This is a genomic window from Halorhabdus amylolytica (genome assembly GCF_004944975.1).
Lineage (GTDB): Archaea > Halobacteriota > Halobacteria > Halobacteriales > Haloarculaceae > Halorhabdus > Halorhabdus amylolytica.
Window position 1 is genome coordinate 102,614 of record NZ_SPQG01000008.1, and the last position, 23,940, is coordinate 126,553.

Annotated in this window: 19 protein-coding genes and 5 pseudogenes; 12 read left to right on the plus strand and 12 right to left on the minus strand. The window is 61.9% G+C overall.

The genetic code is table 11. The features are described 5' to 3' along the window. The first annotated feature begins 77 nt into the window (after positions 1-77). The 3 genes and pseudogenes from E3374_RS11265 to E3374_RS17410 all read left to right on the plus strand — a co-directional run. Positions 78-1,088, plus strand: coding sequence for a formylglycine-generating enzyme family protein (locus E3374_RS11265; RefSeq protein ID WP_136689177.1), 1,011 nt, complete (start codon positions 78-80; stop codon positions 1,086-1,088). Positions 1,089-1,241: 153 nt separating this feature from the next. Beyond that, positions 1,242-2,339 (plus strand): annotated as a pseudogene (locus E3374_RS11270) (AGE family epimerase/isomerase). 415 nt (positions 2,340-2,754) lie between these two features. Beyond that, a pseudogene (locus tag E3374_RS17410) lies at positions 2,755-3,180 on the plus strand (IS4 family transposase); the annotation flags it as partial. A gap of 747 nt (positions 3,181-3,927) precedes the next feature. Here E3374_RS17410 and E3374_RS11280 read toward each other — a convergent pair. Further along, the gene (locus tag E3374_RS11280; protein WP_136689178.1) at positions 3,928-5,376 is read right to left on the minus strand and encodes a sulfatase family protein; all 1,449 of its coding nucleotides are present in this window, start codon (positions 5,374-5,376) and stop codon (positions 3,928-3,930) included. A 212-nt stretch (positions 5,377-5,588) separates the two neighbouring features. On the opposite strand from E3374_RS11280, the gene E3374_RS11285 reads away from it, so the two are divergent. Continuing rightward, positions 5,589-6,899, plus strand: a complete 1,311-nt coding sequence (locus tag E3374_RS11285) for a sulfatase-like hydrolase/transferase (RefSeq protein WP_136689179.1) — start codon at positions 5,589-5,591, stop codon at positions 6,897-6,899. On the opposite strand, the gene E3374_RS17415 is transcribed toward E3374_RS11285, so the two are convergent. The 8 genes and pseudogenes from E3374_RS17415 to E3374_RS11300 all read right to left on the minus strand — a co-directional run bounded on the left by E3374_RS17415 (position 6,893) and on the right by E3374_RS11300 (position 10,882). After that, complete coding sequence (locus E3374_RS17415; protein WP_211194954.1) at positions 6,893-7,180, minus strand: hypothetical protein; 288 nt, start codon at positions 7,178-7,180, stop codon at positions 6,893-6,895. The two genes, E3374_RS11285 and E3374_RS17415, sit on opposite strands and share 7 nt — an antisense overlap. Next, complete coding sequence (locus E3374_RS17420; RefSeq protein WP_211194955.1) at positions 7,177-7,632, minus strand: beta-galactosidase trimerization domain-containing protein; 456 nt, start codon at positions 7,630-7,632, stop codon at positions 7,177-7,179. The genes E3374_RS17415 and E3374_RS17420 overlap by 4 nt, the downstream gene beginning before the upstream one ends. 27 nt (positions 7,633-7,659) lie before the next feature. Further along, complete coding sequence (locus E3374_RS17425; protein ID WP_211194956.1) at positions 7,660-8,418, minus strand: beta-galactosidase; 759 nt, start codon at positions 8,416-8,418, stop codon at positions 7,660-7,662. Positions 8,419-8,477: 59 nt separating this feature from the next. Continuing rightward, positions 8,478-8,537, minus strand: a pseudogene (locus E3374_RS17880) (beta-galactosidase); the annotation flags it as partial. A gap of 125 nt (positions 8,538-8,662) precedes the next feature. Next, a pseudogene (locus tag E3374_RS17885) lies at positions 8,663-8,767 on the minus strand (beta-galactosidase); the annotation flags it as partial. An 18-nt stretch (positions 8,768-8,785) separates the two neighbouring features. Further along, positions 8,786-8,902: a beta-galactosidase gene (locus E3374_RS17440; RefSeq protein WP_211194957.1), complete on the minus strand. Its 117-nt coding sequence runs from the start codon at positions 8,900-8,902 to the stop codon at positions 8,786-8,788. A 2-nt stretch (positions 8,903-8,904) separates the two neighbouring features. Next, positions 8,905-9,963, minus strand: coding sequence for a TrmB family transcriptional regulator (locus tag E3374_RS11295; protein WP_136689180.1), 1,059 nt, complete (start codon positions 9,961-9,963; stop codon positions 8,905-8,907). Then, positions 9,956-10,882, minus strand: a complete 927-nt coding sequence (locus tag E3374_RS11300) for a glycoside hydrolase family protein (RefSeq protein WP_169051837.1) — start codon at positions 10,880-10,882, stop codon at positions 9,956-9,958. The genes E3374_RS11295 and E3374_RS11300 overlap by 8 nt, the downstream gene beginning before the upstream one ends. Positions 10,883-10,989: 107 nt before the next feature. Here E3374_RS11300 and E3374_RS11305 point away from each other — a divergent pair, with 107 nt between their 5' ends. From E3374_RS11305 to E3374_RS11330, 6 genes are read left to right on the plus strand one after another with little or no spacing between them, the layout of a single operon-like run. Further along, on the plus strand, positions 10,990-12,351 hold the full coding sequence (locus E3374_RS11305; protein ID WP_136689210.1) for an ABC transporter substrate-binding protein: 1,362 nt from the start codon (positions 10,990-10,992) through the stop codon (positions 12,349-12,351). Positions 12,352-12,375: 24 nt separating this feature from the next. Next, a complete protein-coding gene (locus tag E3374_RS11310; protein ID WP_136689182.1) occupies positions 12,376-13,347 on the plus strand; it encodes a carbohydrate ABC transporter permease in 972 nt (323 codons plus the stop codon). 2 nt (positions 13,348-13,349) lie between these two features. Continuing rightward, the gene (locus E3374_RS11315) at positions 13,350-14,249 is read left to right on the plus strand and encodes a carbohydrate ABC transporter permease (RefSeq protein ID WP_136689183.1); all 900 of its coding nucleotides are present in this window, start codon (positions 13,350-13,352) and stop codon (positions 14,247-14,249) included. Positions 14,250-14,256: 7 nt separating this feature from the next. After that, complete coding sequence (locus E3374_RS11320; RefSeq protein ID WP_136689184.1) at positions 14,257-15,393, plus strand: ABC transporter ATP-binding protein; 1,137 nt, start codon at positions 14,257-14,259, stop codon at positions 15,391-15,393. Continuing rightward, a complete protein-coding gene (locus E3374_RS11325) occupies positions 15,386-17,377 on the plus strand; it encodes an amylo-alpha-1,6-glucosidase (protein ID WP_136689185.1) in 1,992 nt (663 codons plus the stop codon). The genes E3374_RS11320 and E3374_RS11325 overlap by 8 nt, the downstream gene beginning before the upstream one ends. Further along, positions 17,377-18,900 carry a sulfatase gene (locus E3374_RS11330; protein WP_136689186.1) on the plus strand — a complete coding sequence of 508 codons (1,524 nt, stop codon included), beginning with the start codon at positions 17,377-17,379 and terminating at the stop codon, positions 18,898-18,900. The genes E3374_RS11325 and E3374_RS11330 overlap by 1 nt, the downstream gene beginning before the upstream one ends. On the opposite strand, the gene E3374_RS17700 is transcribed toward E3374_RS11330, so the two are convergent. Both E3374_RS17700 and E3374_RS11335 read right to left on the minus strand, forming a co-directional pair. After that, positions 18,895-19,071, minus strand: a complete 177-nt coding sequence (locus tag E3374_RS17700; RefSeq protein ID WP_248299466.1) for a hypothetical protein — start codon at positions 19,069-19,071, stop codon at positions 18,895-18,897. The genes E3374_RS11330 and E3374_RS17700 overlap by 6 nt on opposite strands. Before the next feature lie 11 nt (positions 19,072-19,082). Then, positions 19,083-19,553, minus strand: coding sequence for a hypothetical protein (locus E3374_RS11335; protein WP_248299467.1), 471 nt, complete (start codon positions 19,551-19,553; stop codon positions 19,083-19,085). A 752-nt stretch (positions 19,554-20,305) separates the two neighbouring features. Here E3374_RS11335 and E3374_RS11340 point away from each other — a divergent pair. Then, positions 20,306-21,314: pseudogene (locus E3374_RS11340) on the plus strand (IS110 family transposase). A gap of 394 nt (positions 21,315-21,708) precedes the next feature. Beyond that, positions 21,709-22,461, plus strand: coding sequence for an IclR family transcriptional regulator (locus E3374_RS11345; protein WP_136689187.1), 753 nt, complete (start codon positions 21,709-21,711; stop codon positions 22,459-22,461). A gap of 105 nt (positions 22,462-22,566) precedes the next feature. Here the strand turns inward: E3374_RS11345 and E3374_RS11350 are convergent, their stop codons facing one another. After that, positions 22,567-23,931 (minus strand): anaerobic sulfatase maturase, encoded by a 1,365-nt coding sequence (locus tag E3374_RS11350; RefSeq protein ID WP_169051838.1) that lies wholly within the window; start codon positions 23,929-23,931, stop codon positions 22,567-22,569. Positions 23,932-23,940: the final 9 nt, after the last annotated feature.

Genomic DNA, 23,940 nt, shown 5'->3' on the forward strand with positions numbered 1-23,940 from the left:
AACACCGCCGTCTTATCCGATTCCAATTATATCACAACAGAACCTTTATAATGCAATGAGCGAAAAGTACCTCCAGCATGACAGAAGACGACTCAGCCTGCTGTACGGCCGCTCGCGAGGGGGTTGAGCGCCCCTCCCGCGAGCAGGACCCCGAGGCGGCGTCGAGTACCCACAGGTCGACCAACCCCGCCGATGGCGAGGACGACCGAACGACGGGGATGGTTCGGCTTGACGGCGGGACGTTCACGATGGGAACGGACTCGGACGTGGGCTTCCCCGAGGACGGGGAGGGGCCGGCCAGAGAGGTAACGCTCTCGCCGTTCTATGTCGACAGGTACGCCGTGACCAACGCCGAGTTCCTGGCGTTCGTGCGCGAGACCGGTTACACTACTGAAGCCGAACGCTACGGGTGGTCGTTCGTCTTCGAGGACTTCGTCCTCGAGGCCGACCAGGGGCACGTCACCGCCAGCGTCTCGAACACACCGTGGTGGGTGGTTGTCGAGGGGGCCAACTGGCTCCGCCCCTTCGGGCCGAGTTCGAACGTGCTCGAGGACCGCGAGCGTCTCAAACATCCCGTGACCCACGTCTCCTGGAACGACGCCCAGGCCTACGCCGAGTGGGCGGGCAAGCGCCTCCCGACGGAGGCCGAGTGGGAGTACGCTGCCCGCGGCGGCCTCGAAAGCAAGCACTACCCCTGGGGTGACAACCTGCGCCCCGACGGCGAGCACCGCTGTAACATCTGGCAGGGCGAGTTCCCCGAGTACAACACCGGCGAGGACGGCTACGAGGCGACAGCCCCAGTCAACGAGTACGAACCCAACGACTACGGCCTCTACAACGTCTCCGGCAACGTCTGGGAGTGGTGTGCCGATTGGTTCAGCGCGGACTACCACACGACCGACGCCTACGACCCGGTGGACCCGACGGGGCCGGATGACGGCCAGAGCCGCGTGATGCGCGGCGGCTCTCACCTCTGTCACCGCTCGTGGTGTAACCGTTACAGGGTGGCTGCACGCTCGAAGAACACCCCCGACAGCTCGACCACTAACATCGGGTTCCGGTGCGTGGTCGATCCTGCGCCCGAGTGACTCGGCGCGACCGCTCCGTTCAGGTACTGTTACGCCGAAATATTTGTCATACCTTCTACACAGTCCGCGCGTATGGGAACCGCAAAGTATTGAGACCGTGACCGGCTCGAAAACGAAATCGAGGGCGTCCTCTCGTTCTATCACTCGAGATGTATGGATGAGGAGTTCGGAGGCTGTATCGCTCAACTCGACGAGGAGACGGGCGAGGTCTACGACCGGAAGTCGCGCCACCTCGTTGTCTCGGCTCGCTTCCTGGTGAACTTCTCCGTCGCCGACCGACTGGCGGGTACGGGCGAGTACGAGTCGGCAGCGACCCACGTTCTGTCGTTCCTGGAGAAACACCAGCGCGATGCCGAGCGCGGCGACTATCACTGGCTGCTGGGGGGACCGAACCCGTCGACTCCCGACGAGTCTGCTACGGTCACGCATTCACGTTTCTCGCGCTCACGCGAATCCTGAAGGCCGGCATCGCCGACATCAAGGACGACAGCGCAGCTGTACGACCTGCTGGACGAGCGGTTCTGGGAACCCGAACACGGCCTCTGCAAGAGCGAGTACGACGACGACTGGAAAACGGCCGATGACTACCGCGGACAGAACGCGAACATACACATGTTCGAGGCGATAATCGCCGCGTACGAGGCCTCCGATACCGAGCGCTATCTCTACCGCGCGCTGACCATCGCACGGTCACTGACGGTGGACCTCACAGCGGACACCGACGGTCTCGTCTGAAAGCACTACACGGCCGACTGGGAGAACAACTTCGCGTACAACCGTGACCAGCCTTGCCACACCTTCCGGCCGTGGGGATACCAGTCTGGCCACCAAGTCGAGTGGGCGAAACTACTGGGCGTGCTCGCGCGTCACGCCGACTGGCTCGTCCCCCGGGCTGAGGAGTTGTTCGACGCGGCACTCGAACACGGCTGGGATGACGACCGCGGCGGATTCTACCACTCGTTCGACCGGAGTCACGAACCGCTCGTGACCGAGAAGTACTCCTGGGAGGTGGCCGAGGCCGTTGACGCCGCAGCCGTGCTGTTCGAGCAGACCGACGAAGCGTCCTATCGAAAGTGGTACGACCGCTTCTGGTCGTACGCCAAACCAAATATGGTCCACCCGGACTCGCGCAACTGGTACACGATAGTCACTGCGGACAACGAGGCCGTGCCGACGCGCGAGGGCGTGGCGGTCGAACCGGGCTATCATCCGATTGGAGCATGTCTGGACGGCGTCCGGGTGTTCGGCTGAGTCAGCAGTATTTCGTCGCGACGAATCCTCGACGATGGGACACCGAGGGCGGCACTCTTCGGCGTCTTCCGTAGTTCGTCACAACCTTTCACATCTCGAATCGACGAGACGGCCGATATGAGGGCGATTCCCTGAATTCCGTCTCAGGGACGGCAGGACTTTCTCACGCACAAACACCGTAACGTCGTCTCGAGCGCATACTGTTATATTTGACGGGCCGCGTTGCGGGAGGGCCCACGGACCGTCGATAACGACTCCGGAACAGTTCAACACTGTCGCGTTTCCAGTACTTAAAACCGGCGCGAAGCCGGTTATGACGATCTAATGACTCGGTGCTCAAAGGAACCAGTCAGGTCCTCATCGGGTAAAACGCACGTCGAAAACTTCAATCTTGACCAGTCCACAGCCAGCGCCAGTGTATTCGCTGCTCGACGAATTTGCCAGCGAGTCCGTCGCTGACGAGTTCAACATTGGCAAACACACCAAGAAACACGACTTCGACAACGACGTCAAAGTCGCTGCGCGTGAAGGGATCGATCCTTCAGATTCGGTGGCCGAACTCGAAGAAACAACCGGCACAGACGCTGACATGGAGAAGATGTTGCCTCTACGTTCTCATGGTACACAAACGACCGCGACTACCACGCTGTCGTCCGCACCATGTTCGAACTACTCCACATTCCACAGTTGTGCCATCAACGTGCCGTCCAGCGGAAAACGACTCCAACGACTCATGCGAGGCGTTGTTGCGACCGATGCTACCAATCTCGAACTCGCACGGTCGGTCGTCGTCTCGGACGAATTCGTCGGCGACGACATGCAATCCTACAAGATCGACAGCCTGTATGAGGCGTTGGAGCGACTCCCCAAGAGCAACTCTCGGAGTACGGTGTTGAGGTCGACAGCGTTGAGGAGCCCTACATTTTCCAGGCGATCAAATAGTAAATTCATCGAAACCTACGCGAAGGTGTCGAGCGGGTGTTCTCTCGGCTGAAGTCGTTCACCGGTCTTGATCAGGCGCACGCAAGGTGAAAAACGTCGAGAAACACGTCGTTCTCTCAGCGTTCGAGCTGGTTGCAGCGTCACTGACCGCAAAACCATGACAAACTAGAACTGATACGCTCTTCAAGCCAACTCATCTGAGCGTCACGGGCAACCGCGCAGATGCCGCCGCCTGAGAGACATCGCTCTCAGGCGGCTCTCATTCGTGACTGACTCCTTATTAATCGGGCTAGATTACCGGCTTACTCAGCCGAATATATCAGATCGAATATGACATCTGGGTCGGGTTCATCACTGCTGAGTCAGATTCAGGCCCGGCTGTGCAGTCCGGCGAATTAGTTTTGAACGTACAACAAGGTATAAAATTATAGTAAACACCCCATCAGATACTATTTTCACAGAAATGTTCTCGGAAGAATATGACTTATTCAGAGCCGGTTCTGGCCAAATCATGCGATAATTGGAATCCGCCACGCAGTCAACCTCTCCGAGGGGCTGTGTGTCGTCACCGTCGAGTCGCTCACTCTCGACTCCGAGCGAGCGTGACCCCAACGCTCCGCCCGTATCCCCCCTCTCCAGATCTCGTTCACCAATGTCCCCGGCGCTCCGGGAGCGGGTCGACCGTCCGCGCCATCCTGTCGGTGAGCCGCGTCACCAGTTCCTGCTGCACACTGGTGTAGTCCGGGTCCCCCCATCGATTGACCCGTTCCTCGGGGTCGCGTTCGAGGTCGTACAACTCCCCGTCTTCGGGCCCGTGGTGGCGGACCAGTTTGTAGCGCTCGGTCCGCAGCATCGTCGCGTACGCCGGCGGATCGGTGTGGCGCTTGGAGGCGTTGTAGAACTCGCAGTAAGCGGATTCGCGGTGGGGGCGCTCGCGTTCCGTGTCTCCACCCGTCAGTAGCGGCCAAAGCGACCGTCCCTGCATCCCGGGTGGGTGTTCCTGGCCGGCGGCGTCCAGAATCGTCGGCGCGAGGTCGGTCAACTCCACGAGGTCGTCTACCACGCGGCCCTCCCGGACCTGCCCGGGCCAAGAGACCACCAGCGGCACCCGAACGGTGGGCTCGTAGAAGTACGGCCCTTTCTTGTAGATGCCGTGGTCGCCGAGCATCTCGCCGTGGTCGGCACAGAACACAACGAACGTGTCCTCACGCTGGCCCGTCTCCGCCAGCGCGTTGAGCAGACGCGCCACGTTGTCGTCGACGTGGTCGATCATCGCGTAGTAGGCCGCCCGCACGAGTCGGTGCTCGTCGTCGGTCAGATTCGCACCTTCTAGCCGGCCCGAGGTGGCCGCCTCTCGCTGGACGGCGGGTTTGCCGTCGAGTTCGCCAGGGTCGAAGTTCGGTGTCTCGATCTCCCGGTCGAGGTACCGTTCGAGGGAGGCCCGCGGCGGATCGAACGGGTGATGTGGGTCGAAGTAGTTGAGCGAGCACAGCCACGGGTCGTCGGTATCGGCGGCCGTCCGCACGTACTCGATGGCGCGGTCGGTACACCACGTCGTATGGTGGCGCTCTGTCGGCTGGGACGTCTCGACGTAGGGCGACCCCTCGTAGGGGGACGGGTCGAAGCGCTCGCCCTGCCCGCGGAGCCACTGTCGGTACTCGTTCTCGGGAGCGTCATCGCCGGGGCTCGCCGACCAGTGGGCCGTCCCGTACCCGTCGTCAACCGGACGGACCGGCTCTCGGGCCGTCGCGTCGGTCGCGTCGTCGGGATTGGTCGGCGAGAGATGGAACTTCCCGGCCAGCGCACACCGATACCCCGCTTCGGCGAGGTGGGTCGTCACGAGCCGCTCGCGCCGCGGGATGGGCTGGCCGTTCTGCCGACAGCGCGTCGTCCGGGGGTAGCGCCCGGTCAGCATGCTCGCCCGACTGGGCGTACATACCGGTGACTGGCAGTACGCCCGGTCGAAGCGGACCCCGGAGTTCGCGAGGGCGTCCAGCGTCGGCGTCTCCACGACGTCGTTGCCGGCGGCGCCCAGCGCGTCGTAACGGTGCTGGTCGGTACAGATCCACAAGACGTTCGGACGTTTCGATGGCATGGGTCGGGCTCCGACGGCAGGTGCCGCCGGTCGTATACCACACTACGACGGCCGCCTCCCTAAGGGTTCCTCCACGCCGACGCGTGGTCGTCCGCCGCCATCCACGGGCAGAGCCGGCGCATCGCGCCCGCTCCGACCGGTCGTCTGGGTTCGAGGTCCACTCGCTACCGTGGGACAAGGTATATCCCCCTGCTCGCCGAGTTTTCGAGGCGATGGCCCCTGACCGCCCTAACGTTCTGTTCGTCTTGACCGACCAGCAGCGCTGGGACACCGTCGGTCCCCACACCCCGATGGACCTCACGCCGAACCTCGACGAGATGGCCGCGGCGGGAACGGCCTTCGACCGGACGTTCTCGCCACAGCCGTTGTGCGCTCCCGCGCGCGCATCGCTCCAGACGGGGCAGTACGCCACCGACCACAGCGTCTGGAAAAACGACATCGCGCTTCCCGACGACGAGCGCTTGCTCGGCCGGGCGTTCTCACGGGCGGGCTACGACACCGGCTACGTCGGCAAGTGGCACCTCTCGACGGCGGGCACCGACCCGACGCCGCCCGACCGCCGTGGCGGCTACGACTACTGGCGGGCGGCCGACGTCCTGGAGTTCACCTCACACCCCGACGAGGGCTACGTCTACGACGACGAGGGCGAGCGACGCTCGTTCGAGAGCTACCGCGTCGACGCCATGACCGAGTACGCTCGGTCGTTCATTCGCCGCGATCGCGAGGCGCCGTTCTTCTGCTTCCTCTCCTATCTCGAACCCCACCACCAGAACGACATGGAGGCGTACGTCGCGCCGGAAGGCTACGCTGAGCGGTACGCGAACCCATGGGTCCCGCCCGACCTGGAGGGTGTTCCCGGCGACTGGTACGAGTCACTGCCCGACTACTACGGTATCTGCAGGCGCATCGACGAGTGTCTCGGCGACCTGCTCGCCACGCTCGAAGCCGAGGGCGTCGCCGACGAGACGGTCGTCGTCTTCACGTCCGATCACGGCTCGCACTTCCGGACGCGCAACGAGGAATACAAGCGCAGCTGCCACGAGGCCGCTATCCGCGTGCCCGCAGTCGCCACTGGCCCGGGCTTTCGCGATGGGGGCCGCGTCTCGGAACTGGTGAGCCTGCTCGATTGGCCACCGACGCTGCTGTCGGCGGCGGGCATCGACGTGCCGGACCAGATGGCCGGGCGCGACCTCCACCCCCTCGTGTCTGGCGTCGATGACTGGCGCGAGGAGGTGTTCGTCCAGGTCAGCGAGTCCTCTCTCGGGCGGGCACTGCGGACCGACCGCTGGAAGTACGGCGTCTACGACCCCGACTCCGAGGGGACCGACGTGCCCGCCAACGATACCTACCGCGAGCGCTACCTCTACGACCTGCAGGCCGACCCCTACGAGCAGGTGAATCTCGTCGGCCACGACGACTACCGTGAGGTGGCCGACCACCTCCGGGAACGACTAACCGACCGCATCGAGGCCGTCGAGGACGAACGCCCGACGATCCGCCGCCAGCCGCACCAGCACTACTGAGTACTGTCTCCTTCAAGGAGAATCTCGAGCGAGGAAGCGTCGCTCTCGGTGACGAGGACGTCGTAAGCCCCGACGGGCGTCGTCCCGATAATGGGTTCGCCACCGTCGACGTGAACCCGGTCGGACGTGAAGTTCACGCAGAAACAGTACTGCCCGGGCTGGGTGAGGCGCACGCCGTCGGGTAGCGGTTCCGCGCGGTAGTCGACGCCCACCGCGTCCAGCAGGTCAGTACAGAGGGCGTCGGCCAACTGGCCCTCCGGCCAGACGTCGACGTACGTCACCGTCCACTCGCCGACATCGTTGGTCGTGATTTCCGCCTCGCCCCCACTGACTCCGCTCCGATTCTCGCCCAGGATTCGGGCCGATTCGGTGTGAGCCACTCGCCCCACGTCCGGTAGTTGTAGTGGTTGCCCTCGTAGGAGACGAAGGTGTCGAGCGCGTCTGTGACAGTCTCGTGCTCCTCGACAGTCGCGCCCACGAGCGAGCGCATCGGGCCGGGTCGAGGCGTCTCATAGACGCGGTCGTACCTGTCCTTGCAGCCCATGCGGATGGACACAAGCAGGTGGCCGCCGTCGCGGACGTACGATTCGAGGCGGGCCACCCATCCATCGTCGACGAGGTACAGCGTCGGCGCGACGACGGAGTCGTATGCACCGAGGTCGTCGTCGGGGTGAGCCACATCGACGGGGACGCCGCGTGCGCGCAGGATGTCGAAGTACGTCTGGAGATGCACCCAGTAGTCGAACTCCGGCGAGTGGGGCTATTCGCTCAGCGCCCACAGACTCTCGTAGTCCAGCAGTACGGCCACGTCGGCATCCGGCTGGGCCGGGGCCGCCAGCGCGTCAAGGTTGCCGGCGGCGGCGTCGGCGTCGCGGTAGCCCCGGTCGATTCGGCCGACGTGGCCGAGTAAGCCGCTGTGGTACTGCTCCTGACCCTGCGAGCAGGTCCGCCAGCTGAAGTACACGACCGCCTCGGTGCCGTGGCCGTTCGCCTGCAGCGTCCACAGCCGCATTGTGCCCTCGACGGGCTGGGGGCTGGCCGGCGGCCAGTTGATGTCGCTCAGCTGTTGCTCCATCCTCCAGAACGCCCCCTCGGCCGCGCCGCGGCAGATAGCGTGGTACAGCGCGAGTTCGTCTGGGTCGCCCGCCCACAGTTCGTCACGGGTGGGCGACTCGTCCGAGCGGGTCTGGACGAATCTCGTCGGGTAGGAGTCCCACGCGGGGAAGTCGACGGTGTCACCCAGCACGTGGACGTCCAGCGTTTCGAACCCGCCGATGACGTTGTGCGTCAGGAACCACTCATCGTTCGCCTCGCGCAGGCGCGCCGCCTGACGCTCGTTGTAGGTGACGGCGCTGTCGCTGGCGAAGCGGTAGTATTCTAGCAGGAGCGACGGGAGGTGTCCCGAGGGCGTCGGCTCCGGGAGATCGACGTCCGAAAGCGACCTGTACTGCTGGCTCCAGAAGGCCGTCCCCCAGGTCTTGTTGAGCGCCTTGACGTCCTCGTAGTGCTCGGGGGGCACGCTCGGAATGCGTCGGCGCAGTCGTCACAGTAACAGCGGATGGTCCCGTGACAGCTGTACTCGTTGTCGATCTGCCAGCCGGCGACCCCCTCGTGGTCGGCGTAGCGCTCGGCCAGCACGTCGACGATACGATCGGCTCCTTGTAGTAGGCAGGGCTGTTGAAACAGTACGCTCGACGACTACCGAAGCCCTGGACCGTCCTGTCGATGCTCTCACGGTGGATCGAGGGGCGTTTCTCGTAGAGCTACTTCGTCAGCGCGGCCGTGGGCGTACACAGCACCCCCTGCATGTCGCGCTCGGCGATAGATTCGAAGACGTCGTCGAGCCACTCGAACGCGAAGCTACCGCGCTCGGGTTCGAATGCGCCTCAGGCGAACTCACCTATCCGGTCGTATTCGATGCCGGCTTCGGCCATCCGCTCGATAGCGGGGTCGTGTGTCGATTCGTCCCAGTGCTCTGGGAAGTGGCAGACGCCAACGTGCATACTTAGAGCTGGATGATCTCGATGCCGTCGGCGGCGATGTCCTCGATGGTCGCCTTCCAGCCGCCTACGGTGAGGGTTTCTCTGTCCGTGTCGAGGACGAGCTCGGCCTCGACAGGAGATGCGATGGTGTAGTCGGCCTCGACCGGGCCGGACAGCACGTAGTCGACGATTTCGCCCTCCCAGGTGCCCTGGCGGTGGGTCTCGGTGTCGGTACCTCGGACCGTCGCATACAGTTCGGCCTCCGGATCGAGGATGCGCTTGATGTCGTTTATCACGCGCCAAGGGTCCAGATAGCGCCCGGCCACCTCGTCGGCCGACCGGACGATCTCCGAGGTCGACCAGATCTGTTCGCTGTAGTTCTGCAAGAGCAAGACCATGTTGCGCTCCTGGGTGATGATGTACGGCTGGCCCGAGCGGGCAGGGTGCTTGCTGCTGAAGACGCCGTACTCGCGGTCGGCCGCGATGAACGTATCGGCGGTTTGGCGATAGCGGACGCGCAGGCTGTCTGGGCAGTCGAACGCCTCGAGAGCGGGGTCTTTCTCGCTGAGGAGCAACCGCACCGTGACCCCGCGGTCGATGGCGTCGGCGATGTACTCGGCGAGGTCGGAATAGATGCGACCCTCGATGGAGATGGTGACCCACCACTCCGCCTGCTGGATGGCCCGCCGGATGTGTCGCAGCGCCGACTCCTCGCGGCCGACCATCGTCACGTAGGCGTCTGGGTTCTCTTCGGTCCGGTGGTAGAACGGTTCAAGGTTGGTGATAGCCTCCGAGATGTTCTCCTTGAGTTCGTCGATGCGCCGGTGGCGGAACTGGTCGAGGACCGACTGCGGTGAAGGCGCAGTCACCTCCTTGCCCTCGGGCTTATCGTACACTTCGATGAGGTCGGCGTCCTGCAGATCGTCGATGACGTCGTAGATGCGCGCTTGGGGCACGCCCGACTCCTCGGCGAGGTCTGCCGGCCGCCCTCTCCCGAGCTTCACTGCGGCGAGGTACGCCCGCGACTGGTACTCGGTGAGGCCGAGGTCCTGCAGGATTTCGATAGCGCTTTGCTCACTCATAGATCAGGTCGGTATGACGGAGTTCGAACGCGCCGTCTTCGCGCGCGACTTCGTAGTAGGCCTCGTAGCCGTCCGGCCCCTCGAGGATGTCGAGGTAGCGCAACGTGGCGAACGTCTCGACGCCCGTGGCCGTGCCCGCGACCGGCGATCCGTAGCGCGGCCCCTGCGGCGAGGTGTCGACCACAGTCCGAAGGTCCGGACTTGTCGCGAGAGCCGTCCGAAGGTTCCAGGTCTTGCCGTAGTCGGTGGTGGCGCTGGCCTCGTAAAACACCCACCAGGCGGGCGCGTCGGGTGCGGGCAAGACACAGGAGAGACGCGTGTGATGGTCGTGCCAGTACTGGCGACCCAGCACGGGGTTGTCCCCGTACCGTTCGAAGTGCTTGCCGTCGACGCTCGTCGCGAGGTGGGCCTGCTCGGAGTTTCCGTCGTGGCCGGCGTAGAACATGTGATAGCGCCCGCCGACCGTCACCACGTAAGGGTCTTTGACCGTGACCGAGTCAGTCGCGCCCGCCTGCGGCGCGAGCACTTCCCGTGCCGTCGTTGGATCAAGGTCCGCGGGGTCGTCGACGGCGTCGAGTCGCCGGATAGTCCACTGGTTCGAGCCATGGTCGACGGGCAGGAACGCGACCAGTCGGCCGCTTTTGGGGTCGGTCACTAGCGACGGCCGCTCGACGCTCACGACGCCGAGGTCGTCGGCCGTGACGGTCGTCAGTCGCTGCAGGTCCTCGTCGTGGTGGTACAGGTGGACTGCGCGCCCGCGCTCGTCGGGCGTCCGCTCGCGCACACCGAGTAACCGGCGGCCGTCGTACTGGAGGACGCAGGGCGCGCCCGTCCAGTACCCCTCGTCGTCGCCGACGGGGCGGAGAACCGTCGTCGCGCCCGTCTGGTCGAGCGCTGGTGAGTTGTCATACGTTGGCATCGAAACGTTCCAACGTCGCGGCATACCTTAGATGTTGGGTATATTGCAACCACTGGAGATAGTGGTTAGACCGGAGTTTTAAGTGGTGCTCTACATAGTCATCAATCATGGTCGATTCAGACCAGCACACAGATTCGCTCGTGAACCGGCGGCGGTTCGTCAAGGCGGCAGGCGTGACGGGCGTCGCGGGGCTGTTGGCCGGCTGTAGTGGCGGCGACAGCACGACGACGAACGGTGGCGGCAACGGGAACGGCGGCAATGGCAACGGTGGCACGACCACCGGGAACCAGACCTCGAAGACGTTCACTCTGGAGTACATCGACGTCGACGGCGACCGGACCAAGGAGATGTTCATGCCGGTCATCGAGGAGCTGAACTCCAAGTACGACGCCGAGATCAGCCTCAACTTCCGGGAAGTCCCTTACGGAAACTATAAGAAACAGCTGCTCACTCGCGTCGGCGGCGGCAACGCGCCAGACGTCGCGGCGATTGACCAGATCTGGCTCGGGTCGTTCTACAATAGCGGCAAGCTGATGACGTTCAACGACATCCAGGAACAGATCAACTTCGACGACTACTTCGCGGGCTTCAAAGAGGCCGTCGTTCAGGAGGAGAACATCGTCGGGTTCCCGATCACGACCGACGTTCGCGGAATGTACTGGAACAAAGACCAGTTCGAGTCCGCGGGCCTCGATCCGAACACCGGCCCGGAAACGTGGTCGGAGTTCTACGACGTCGCCGCCCAGCTGCACGATCCGCCGAACCGGTACGGCACCGGCATCATCGTCGCCGCGGGGATCTACAGCGTCCCGCTGTTTTCCGCCGGCGGTCAGTTCCTCAAATCGGGCGGCTCCGAACCGGCGTTCACGAGCGACGCGGGCGTGAAAGGCGCGGAGTTTATCGACAAAATATACAACGAAGAGAAGATCGGCCCCTCCAGCCCGATCACCGGAGGGGGCAACTACCCCCAGGAGTTCCTCAACGGGACGTACTCGATCGCACCCGTCTACGGCTCCTGGATGGACTTCTTTGCCCGACAGAAAGGGATGAGTAATGAAGAGATCAAACAGAAATACGGCTTCAGCATCTCGCCACACCCCTCCTCGGGATCGCCCGCGACGATGATGGGGGGGTTCGCCTGGTCCGCGTTCAACACGACCGACCGACCCGACATCGTGAAGGACTTCATGGGCCGCATCAGCGGCCAAGAGTTCAACCGGAAGATCGCCCGCGAGACGGGACGCATCCCGACGCGGAAGGCCCTGCTAGACGCCTCCGAGGTCTGGAGCAACATCCTCTGGTCAGACACGATCAAGGAGATGCTCGAGTACGGTGGGACGCGACCGGTGAACAACTGGTCGGCCGTCGACGAGATCCTCACGACATCCCTCCAGGAAGTCGCCTACGATCGGGCCGAACCCCGAGAGGCACTGCAGAGCGCGGCAGACGAGCTCGCGGGGGAGCTGTAAGCCCGTCCCCGACCACGTCTAGCCATGTCGGACTCCGAGCCGTCGTACCTGGACGGGTTTGAGGCGAGACGGGAAACCCAGACGGAGCTCTCGCGTCTCGAGCGGTTGTACGACCGGGTCGATCAGAAGCTGCCGTACATCATGATCGCGCCGGTGTTCATCATCGTCGTCGGGCTGATGCTGTACCCCGCGGTGTGGGCGTTCAAGCTCAGCCTCTACGACGTCCCGATCTCCAACCTCGACAACCAGGTGTTCGTCGGTTTCCAGAACTACGTCGAAATCCTCATGAACAGCTTCTTCTACAAGGTGATGAAAAACAGCGTCGTCTTCGTCAGCGCGAGCGTCGTCGGGCAGGTCGGCATCGGCGTGACCCTCGCCGTCCTCCTCGACCGCGGCTGGCTGGACGATCGCCTCGCGCGGTTCTTCCGTGCGACCTACATCCTTCCCTGGGCGACGACGGCCGTCATCGTCGGCTACTCCTGGCAGTTCCTGTTGAACCCGCGAGTCGGCCTGGTCAACCAGTTCCTGCGGGCGCTCGGGTGGGCGAATCCGCCGCCCTGGCTGACGAGCGTCCAGTGGGCCATCGTCGGCCTGATCATCATGAACATCTGGCGCGGTACGCCGTTCTCGATGATCTTCCAGACCAGTGGCCTCCAGAGCATCCAGGAGTCGTTCTACGAGGCCGCCAGAGTCGGCGGGGCCTCTCGGCTCCAGACGGTCCGCAACGTCACGCTACCGCTGTTGCGCCCGTTCATCCTGATGAACCTCATCCTGGTGACGCTGTTTACCTTCAACGTATTCGGGATGATCCTCGTGATGACCGGCGGGGGCCCGCTGGACGCGACCAACGTGCTCGCCTTGCACATGTACCAGACGGCGTTCAGCCTCGGGAACTTCGGCAAGGCGAGCGCGCTGGCGGTGTTGCTCTTCCTCTTTAACCTGCTGACCGTCGCCTTCTACCTGCGGGTGTTCGGGGGGGTCGATCAAGCGATCTAACCATGAGCATGAAACAACGATTCATCAAAGCGCGGTACTACCTGCATAACGCGGCGCGGTTCGCCAAGATCTACCCCGAGGAGGCGCTGATCAGGGCGGTGGTGATCTTCAGCCTGGTGTCAATGTCCGTGTTCTTCATCGTCCCGCTGTACTGGCTGTTCTCCGCGGCGTTCAAGCCGCCCAACTCCGTCGGCTTCCCGCCGGAGCTCGTCCCGTCGACGATCACCTTCGAGAACCTGAACCACATCATCGTGAACACCGAGTTCGTCGGCACCTTCTTGGTGAACTCACTACTCGTGGCCGTCGGCGCTGTGATCATAGTGCTTGCCATCGCGACGCCGGCGGGCTATGCCTTCTCCCGGTACGAGATGAAGCACAAGCGCGTCCTGATGGTGTCGATCCTATTCGTCCAGATGATCCCGTTCCTGGCGATGATCATCCCGCTGTACCGCATCTTCGCCATCGTCGGGCTGCTCGATACACTGATCGTCATCACGCTGGTCTCGGCGGCGAACACCATCCCCGTCGCGACTTGGCTGATGAAGGGGTACTTCGATACGGTCCCCGACGGGCTGGAGGAAGCCGCCCGCGTCGGCGGCGCCTCCCGGTTCCAGGCGTTCCGCATCATCACGCCGCTGGCGAAACCGGCGCTGGGCGCCGTCGCCATCTACTCCTTCGTCGGCGCGTGGAACAAGTTCATCATTCCGCTAACCTTTACCTCGAGCAAGTCGAAATGGGTCCTTCCGGTCGCACTCTACAAGTTCATCTCCCGGCGCGGGGTCGTGGAGTGGGGACTGCTCGGGGCCGCGACGCTGATCGCGATGTTGCCGGTGTTGATCCTGTTCGTAGTCTTCCAGAAGCAGTTCGTGGCCGGTCTGACCGGCGCGGAGTACAAAGGGTGATCACGATATGAGTACCATCGACCTCGAAAACGTAACGAAACGATTCGGTGACGTAACGGCGGTCGAGAACGTCGATCTGACCATCGAGGACGGCGAGTTGCTCGTTCTCGTGGGACCGAGTGGCTGTGGAAAGACCACGCTGCTCCGGACCATCACGGGCCTCGAGCTCCCGACAGAGGGGACGATCTCCGTCGACGGCAACGACGTGACGGGTATCCCCGCCCGTAAGCGGGACATCGCTCTCGTCTTCCAGAACTTCGCGCTTTTTCCCCACATGAGCGTCGAGGAGAACATGTCCTTCAACCTGCGAATGCAGGGCGATCTCGACGCCGAAGAGATCGACCAGCGCGTCGCCGACATCGCCGAGATGCTCGACATCAGCGAACTCCTCGACCGCGACATCAGCGAACTCAGCGGCGGGCAGAAACAGCGCGTCTCGCTGGGTCGCGCCATCGTGACGAACCCGGCGGCGTTCATGCTGGACGAACCGCTGGCGAATTTGGACGCCAACCTCCGCGACCAAATGGAGACCGAAATCGTCCGCCTCCAGAAGCAACTGGGCATCACAACTGTCCACGTCACACACAACCAGAGTGAGGCGATGACGATGGGCGACCGAATCGCCGTCATGAACGACGGCGAACTCCAGCAACTCGGGCCGCCGGAAGAGGTGTTCTACGAGCCTGCGAACCTCTTCGTCGCGAAGTTCATCGGCAGCCCCAACATGAACCTCTTCGACGCGACCGTCGACGCCGACGGGGCCCACTTGCTAGAGGAGTCCGGCCCGGGCCTCGCCGTGCCGATCGACCTCGATCGCTCGGATCCGATCGTGCTCGGGTGTCGCCCGGAACACGTGCTCGTCGACCGGGACGACCGGTCAGGCGGCGGCTGGGCGACGCTAGAGATCGCGTTCACGGAGTTCCACGGCGCGAGCAAGTACCTCTTCTTCGACGTCGGCGAGGACACGGAACTGATCGCGCGGGTCGACTCCGACGAACCCTTCGCGGCCGGCGAGACCGTCAGCGTCGGATTCGACCCCGAGCAAGTCCACGCCTTCGACCCGGCCACGGACGAGCGAATCGACCAGAGTGCACGAACTGACCGAACACGGATCGCGGAGGGAACACGCCCCAGCGATGACTGAGCGCGTCCTCGTGGATGGCGATACGTTCTTCGTGACCGACGAGCGCTTCAAGACCGCGGCTGCGGGCGGACTGTACCACCGCGACACGCGGTACCTCTCGGAACTGTCGGTGTCGGTCGAGGGGACGTCGCTGACGCCGGTCGGGAGCGATCTCGTCGCGCCCTGGCGGCGCGTCCTCACCTGTGCGGACGTCTCCTCGGCCGTCAACGAGATCGACAACTCCGAAGAGCAGAAACACACCACCATCACCCTGACCCGCGACCAGGTGGTCGCCGAGGGCCAGGGGCTGGTCGAGACGCTCGCGCTGACGAACCACGTCCCGGAGACGAGGACACTGACGCTGTCGATTGACGTCGCGAGCGACTTCAGCGACCTCTTCGAGATCCGTGGGCTGCGCTCGGACATCGAACGCGAGGTTGACAACGCGGTCGTCGACGGCGGCGTTCGATTCCGCTATGACGAACCCGGCTCTGACGGCGACGGGCCGACGCTCCTCGCGGGCTTCGATCCCGTTCCGTCGACGCTGTCGACCGACGGCGGGACCTACGAGTTCGAACTGGCACCGCAGACCTCGACCGAGGTGACGGTGGCGGCTACCGTCGGCAGCGGATCGACGGCCGAGGCCATCTCGCGTGCCGTCGCGGCGGCCGGGTGGGAACCGCCGGGTGGTACGCCGGCAATCGAGCACTCCGACAGTCGCTACGCCTCGTTGTTCGAACAGTCCTGGCAGGACCTGCAGGCCCTGGTCACGGAGACCGAATACGGCCCCGTCGCGGTCGCCGGCGTCCCGTGGTTCGCGACGGTGTTCGGCCGCGACGCCCTGCTTACGGCGTATAACGTGCTCCACGTGGCGCCGACGCTGGCCGAGGGAACGCTCCGGTACCTCGCCGCGTACCAGGGCAAGGAGGTCGACGACTACCGCGAGGAACGACCTGGGAAGATCTTCCACGAGATCAGGCGGGGCGAACTCGCCCGGCGCGGCCGCATCCCCCACACCCCCTACTACGGGACTGTCGACGCGACGCCACTGTGGCTGATCCTGCTGGACGAGACGCGGCGGTGGACGGGCGAAGACGCGCTGGTCGACGACCTTTGGAAGTCGGCACAGGCCGCCGCCTCGTGGATCGAGCGCGCCGTCGACGACATCGGGGACGACCCGTTCCTCTACTACGGAGCTTCGACGGCCGACGGCCTCGAGCACAAGGCCTGGCGCGACACCGAGGGCTCGATCCAGTTCGCCGACGGCGAGGCGGCCGAACCGCCCCTGGCCAGCGTCGAGGTGCAGGGCTACGCCTACGACGCCCTCCGCCGGATGGCGTCGCTGGCCCGCGAGCGCGACTTTGAAGCGGACGCCCGCGAGTACGACCGCCGGGCCGACGCGCTCGCGGCCGCCTTCGACGAGAAGTTCTGGCTCCCCCAACGGAGGTACTATGCGACGGCGAAGACCGGCGACGGCCGGCTCGTCGCCTCGAAAAGCTCGAACATGGGCCACGCCCTCTGGTCTGGTATTGTCCCCGAGGAACGCGCAGATACCATCGTCGACACCCTGCTGGGCGACGGCCTGTACTCCGGGTGGGGGGTGCGCACGATGAGCAGCGACAACAGCGGGTACAGCCCCGTCTCCTACCACGTCGGGAGCGTCTGGCCCCACGACAACGCGCTCATCGCGCTCGGGGTAGACGCGTACGGCCGGTCGGCGGCCGCCGAACGCATCGCCACGGACGTCCTCGACGCCTGTCGGTCGTTCGACTACCAGCGCGTGCCGGAGTTGTTCTGCGGGTTCGACGACGACCGCCCGCCGTATTCCTATCCCTCGGCCTGCGAACCGCAGGCCTGGAGCGCCTCTGCCCCGTTCGCGCTCCTCCGGCCGCTGTTCGATATCCATCCCGGCGAGACGGGCAGTCCAATGGCCAACGCCACCCCCTCCGAGGTCGACATCGACCTCGGGACCGCGCTCTCGGCCGTCGACCCCGGGGGGAACTGATGCGCGTCCTTGTCGTCGACGTCGACTCGCTGCGGCCGGACCACCTGGGCTGTCACGGCTACGACCGTCCGACGTCCCCAACTATCGACGCGCTGGCCGCCGAGGGTGTCCGTTTCACGTCGTGTTACGCCTCAGATACGCCGTGTCTGCCCTCGCGGACGGCGCTCGTCTCCGGACGCTTCGGCGCGCGCACCGGGGTCGTCACCCACTTCGGCGACGGCCAGTGGTACGACCAGCCGGCGGGCGGCCACGACGCCGCGACCGCCCGCCCGCTCGTCCCCCGTTACCTCTCGCGCCACGGCGTCCACACGGCGACGGTAAGCAGTTTCGGCGACCACCACAGCGCGTACCACTTCAGCGGGTCGTTCACCGACGCCATCCAGCCGACGCCCCGGACCGAAGACGAACACGCCGCGGACGTAACCGCCCGCGCGGTGGCGTGGCTTGACCGCCACGCCACCGACGAGGACTGGCTGTTACACGTCCAGTACTGGGACGTTCACCACCCCTACGAGGACGTCGCCGAAGACGTTGAACGGGTACGACGTGCGGGGTGGTCGCCGGCGTGGCCGGACGCCGAGGCGTTGGCCGCTCAGCAGGGCATGACCGGCCCCCGCAGCGCGGACCTCTGGCCGACACCCGGCGCCTACGGCGACCCCGCCTACGAGCGCCAGTACGACGACTGGTCGATACCGGACCGCTTCGACTCCACCGACGACGTCGCGCACCTCGTCGACGGCTACGACGGCGCCGTCCGCAAGACCGACCGCGAGGTCAACCGCCTGCTCGACGCGCTGGCCGCCGCTGGAGTGCGCGAGGACACGACCGTCGTCGTCACGGCCGACCATGGCGACGCGCTCGGCGAACACGGCATCTACGCCGAACACGCGCTGGCCCACCCGCCGACCCAGCGCGTCCCGTTTGTCATCTCCGGCCCCACGGTCACAAGCGGGGGCCGCGCCGTGGACGCGCAGGTCTACCAGTTCGACCTCGCGGCGACGCTGTGTGACTGGTTCGACGTGCCTGTCCCCGATGGGTGGGATGCCCGCTCGCTGACACCCGCCATCGACGGCGAGTCTTTCGCCGGCCGCGAGGCGCTGGTTTGTGGCCACGGCATCTACACCTTCAGTCGTGCCGTCTACGCCGACGAGTGGGTGTACATCCGTATCTACCACCCCGGCGTGTTCTCCCACCCGGGCCTGTTCAACGACGACAGCGCCGACGGCCCCGCTGCCGGGCTGGAACTCCTCCACGATCTCGAGGTCGACCCGCACATGACCGAGAACATGCTCGCCGACCGGCCCCGCGTGGCCGGTGAAATGCGCGACCGCCTGGCCGACTGGGAGCGCCGAACCCGGACGACACGGGACGCAGGCGGCACCGACCCGCTCGTGCACATGGCCGTCGAGAGCGGCCCGTTCCTGTACGTCGACCCCGTCGAACTGGCGGCGCTGTACCGCGACCTCGGGCGCAGTGACCGCCAGATACGGACGGTCAAACGCGCCGGCGACTTCCCGTTATAGCGACTCCAGAACGTCGGCGCCTCGCTCTAGGCAGGCCATCAGTTCCTCGGGGTCGTCGTGTTCGTAGACGAACCACAAGACGTCCGCCTCGCGCGCGGCGTCGGCACAGCCCTGCACGTCTACGTCGCCCTCTCCGAGTTCGCAAAACTCCCCGTCGGCCATGTCCTTCATGTGGACCAGTTTCACCCGGTCGCCGTAGCGCTCCAGCAGTTCCAGGGGGTCGTGGCCAGCGGTCGTGACCCACCCCACGTCGATCTCCAAGCCGACCGTCGAGCCGTCGGCGAACACCTCGAACCCGGTGGTCTCGTCAACTGGGACGAACTCGTGGTCGTGGTTGTGGTAGTGCAGGTCGAACCCGCGCTCGTCCAGCCGCTCCCCGGGACGTTGAGCCGCCCGACGGTGGCTTTGACGGCGTCGCTGCTCTCTAAGTGCTCCGCGTCGAGGTCGTCCTCCAGTCCCTCGACGCCGACGTGGGCGGCGGCCGCCGCGAGGTCGTGGTTGCCAAGCAGGTCGACCGCAGGTACGTCGAGGCCCGCGATGCCGCCCGCCAGTTTCACAACGTCGTAGCCCGCTGCAGCCACGGTGTCGAGAATCTCTCGCATCGGTCGCTCGGCCGCCCGCACGGTATATAGGTTGATCGCCGTCCGTGTCATGTCTCATCGTTCTCCCCACCCCGACAAAAGTACCGGCCCCTCATCCCAAACGTTTGCGTCCACGCGCTTGTGATGACGAGCGCGTTAAGGAGTTGTACAAGGAGGTCCGCTACGAGGAGTTGGAAACGTATCTTTAAGCAGAGTATGAGACGCTGTACAAGGGCGAAGTAGAGCGGCTCAAACCAGAGTATCCGTCCTTCTGGGACGAAGAGACAAAAGCGTTCACAGGGCCTGTAACGACAAACGCGATTGAAGGTAAGAACTGACGGATAGTTAAGAAGTTAGGCGTGACATATCGACGGTACCGATCGGCACGCGGCCGGGTATTACTGTAAGCGGTGAGTGATTCGCTGTCGCTCTACAGGAACGGACGTCCACACGTGAGCTTTGCCCAAAGTCACGGGACGTTTCGCTTTGAGAAGATCATGGTAGATCACCCACCGCCCCGTCCCACCCAAGTGAAGTGTAATTGCGTATGGCTCGCCGTCTTTCCTCTCAGGATACGATAACGAAGTGAGTCCGCTGCGGGATACATGGGTAGGGTTTCGATGAAAGCCTGCTAAGTCCCTATACGCCTGGAGTAAGCTAGGGTGGCACGAGGCCGCTATCTGAACGGAGCGAAAAGCGCGTGGTAGTGATCGGCCCGCATGCCTAGGAAGTAGCATCATGGGAGGCCGCCCGACTGCCGCCGCAGTCGGGCGGCAAGCCCGCATAGGTGTGGCTCCCTCCAGACAGCCAACCCGGAGGCAACCATGTACACACTCGGCATTGACGCCCATGAACGTGAGTCGCAGGTTGCCGTCTTAGACGAGGATGGCGAAATCGTTCGCGAGGTTCGCGTCCAGAACGCGAACCTCGACGACTTCGGACAGGAATACGCCGGAGCAGACCCTGCGATCGAAGCTACCGGCAACTACTACACGATCTACGACACTTTAGACGAACACCTTGACGTCACGGTGGCTGATCGCAACCAAACCAAGGCCATCAGGATCGCTGAGATCAAAAACAACCGGCTCAATGCGAAGCTGCTCGCGCAGCTTCGTCGAGCCGAGATGATCGCCGACAGCTACGTTCCACCGGACGAAATCTGCAAGCGACGCTCACTCGTGCGCGCCAGCAAACGACTTGTTGAGAAGCGCACCGAGTTCAAGAACGAAGTTCACACATTGCTGAACAAGCACAGAATCTCTCTCGATAAGAACGTCTTCAGTGCCAAAGGACGCGAGGTCCTCGCTGGCGAGGACTTCGCTCTCGATCGCGTGAGTGAGACGTTTCTAAAGTCGTATCTATCGATAATCGACGAACTCACCGCGCAGATTGAGGCAATCAAAGATATGATTGAAGAATTCGCTGCGTCTCCTCTAGAGACGCAGCTGTTGATGACGATCCGAGGCATAAGTTTCTATTCGTCGCTATGGATCACCGCAGAGATCGGCGAGATTGATCGGTTCAATGAGGCAGGTGGAGTCGTGAGTTATGCCGGATTGGATCCTATCGTCCGCGAGTCCTGGGAGTTCGCGGACTGAAGGTGGGATTTCGAAACACGGAAACAGTAATTTACGGTGGTTTCTCGTCCAGTGTGCGAACGTAGCAGTCCACAACTGCCACGACGAATATTTGGAACGATTCTATACGCGGCTGAAACGACAAAAGAACCACAATATAGCGATTGTTGCAACAGCACGCAAATTGCTGGTGTCAATCTTCCATATGCTCAGGAAGAAAGAAGCGTACGACCCACCGGGGATGAGTAGCTGAGGTCCGCTCGCTCGGCGGACCTCAGCGGCAGAGAGATGCGTCGGTGAGCACCAACTATCTCAAAGAAGAGGTCTACCGCCTATCGGCTGGATTGACAGGTATTACCGTCTCTGTGAGTGATTTTCTTGAATTCAGATATAAAGTCTTGGTAACTAGACACAAGAATTATTTTCTTCAGCGTAGATTATTGTGGTAGTTTGCTTTCATAGGTGTTCAGATATGCTGGTTCCATGCGAACGCGAAGGATCTGAGTCAATCATCAGCTGTTTCTGCAGCGGTGTGACTGAAAAAGTTCGAAAATTAGCTCCAGAGTCTCCATGGTAGAACTCACTGAACTAAACACAACTCTATTGTTGGGGCAAACGCATAAGAACTACAATCCGCTTTTCTTACTATGGAAGATACAAAAACGATCCAAAGTGTAGAAAACGCTATCGAAATCATCCAATACATAAGTGATAATGATAATGCCACATTAACATCAATTGCAGATGATATTAATATATCGGTGAGTACTACTCATTATTATCTAAATACACTCCATTCAAATAATATTTTGAGAAAAACTGATAAGGGATACGAGCTGGGTTATAAAATTCTCGAATATGGGGGGGAAATCAAACATGAGAACGATCTTTATATGGCAGCTAAACCCCTAATGGACGATATTTCTCTTGAAATTGATCTACCTGTCTATCTTGGTATCGAAGACAGAATGAAAATTGTTCATATTGGGATTGCTTATGTTGGAAGAAATTCAATTGTGGGAGACTACGATGGAAAAAGGACGGATTTTCATTCAGCTGCTCTGGGAAAGGCAATTCTTGCATATCTTCCGAATGATAGGCAAAATGAGATAATCAATGACTTAGACTATCCTGAATTTACTGATAAAACGATAACTGATCCGCAGAATCTACAATCTGATCTGAATAGAGTCAGAGAGAAGGGGTATGCAATCAACGACGAAGAGGACTTTCAGGGGTGGAAAGGAATTGCTGTGCCAATAATATTAGAAAACAGTGTAGAAGGAGCAATTAGTGTAGCAGGTCCGAAATCAAAAATAGACAATCGCAAAGAGGACATCCTCCAGTTGTTACGAGAAGCAAAAGATGAAATAGAATTAACGCTCGGTGTTGACAACTAACTAGCGTCTATACTTGTGGATCCGCATATTGGTAGCGAACGCAACAGCTATCAAACCGACAGCTTCGACGATCAATACACCATTTAGTCCACAGTGAACAATACCTCAACTGGATAGGTGGTTATCACGAACAGTTACTTCATCCATTACCAATGGTAATGGCTTGTTCTCTTGGATTGTCCGTTCGATTATCTCGAGATACGGTTGTACATACCTGAAAAATGAGCGATACCCAGCGCACAGATAATTCAGTCCGAAGTCTCCGGCAGGTGTCGTGATATGCCGATTCTTCGGGCATCCACCGTGACAGAACTCCAGTACGGGACATTCCTGACAGCGTGCCGGCAATCCTCTGCGCTTATATTCGCCGAACTTACGCTGCTCCTCGCTGTCAAGCATCTCCGTTAGGTGTGTCTGATGGATATTTCCACGTTTGAATCCAGGATCAACAAAATGATCACAGGCGTATACGTCGCCATTGTGTTCCATGGCCACTTGATCACCACAGGTCTCATTGTGTACACAGAGACTGGCTTCACCGGTTAGCGTTATCTCAAGACACTGGTCGAAAAGTTGAATTGATATGTTTCCGATATCGTTCCGGATCCACTCTTCAAAAATCGTTCGCAAAAATGTACTATATACAGCCGGATCAACACTCCACGCAGTCGTCGATGCATCCTTAGCAGCGTCCAGCACATCCTGATACCCATCGTCAACATCCTCGGGTAGATCCGCTCGCTCTCGCACCCATGGGTACACCGGACGGTCGGATTTGTCCAAATCTGTCCTGAGGGTAGACGAATCCGAGCTGCCCGTACCTATTTCCGAATCAGAGGGAAACTCGACCAAGGGGATGAACTGTATCCATTCGACTCCTTGTTCTTTGAAAAACTCATAAATCCGTAATGGATACTGGCTGTTGTAGTCGTTGAGAGAGCAGAGAACGTTATACTCGATGTCATACTTCTGGAGAAGGGACAGGCCGTTCATCACTTCGTCAAAGGTTGGCTTGTCGTTTCGCGTCTTACGGTACCTATCGTGGAGCTCGCGCGGACCGTCAATACTAATTCCAACAAAGAAGTCGTTCTCTGCGAAGAACTCGCACCACTCTTCGTCGAGTCGGAACCCGTTCGTCTGGATCGAATTGACGATATGTGTATCAGTTGGCGCATATTCCTGCTGGAGACGGACAGCCTTCCGATAGAACTCTATTCCACGAAGTGTAGGTTCGCCACCTTGCCACGCGAACGTGATCTGTGGGCCCGGCTGTGCTTCGATGTACTGTTTGATAAATTCCTCAAGCGTGTCCTCCGACATGCGGAAGTCTCCTCTTCCCGGATATAACTCCGATTTATCCAGATAGTAACAGTACTCACATTCGAGATTACACGCCGGTCCGGTCGGCATTGTCATCACGTGAAAGGGCACCTCACGTTCAAGTTCCGGACGGCGAGAGCGCTCTGTCATGTGAATCGA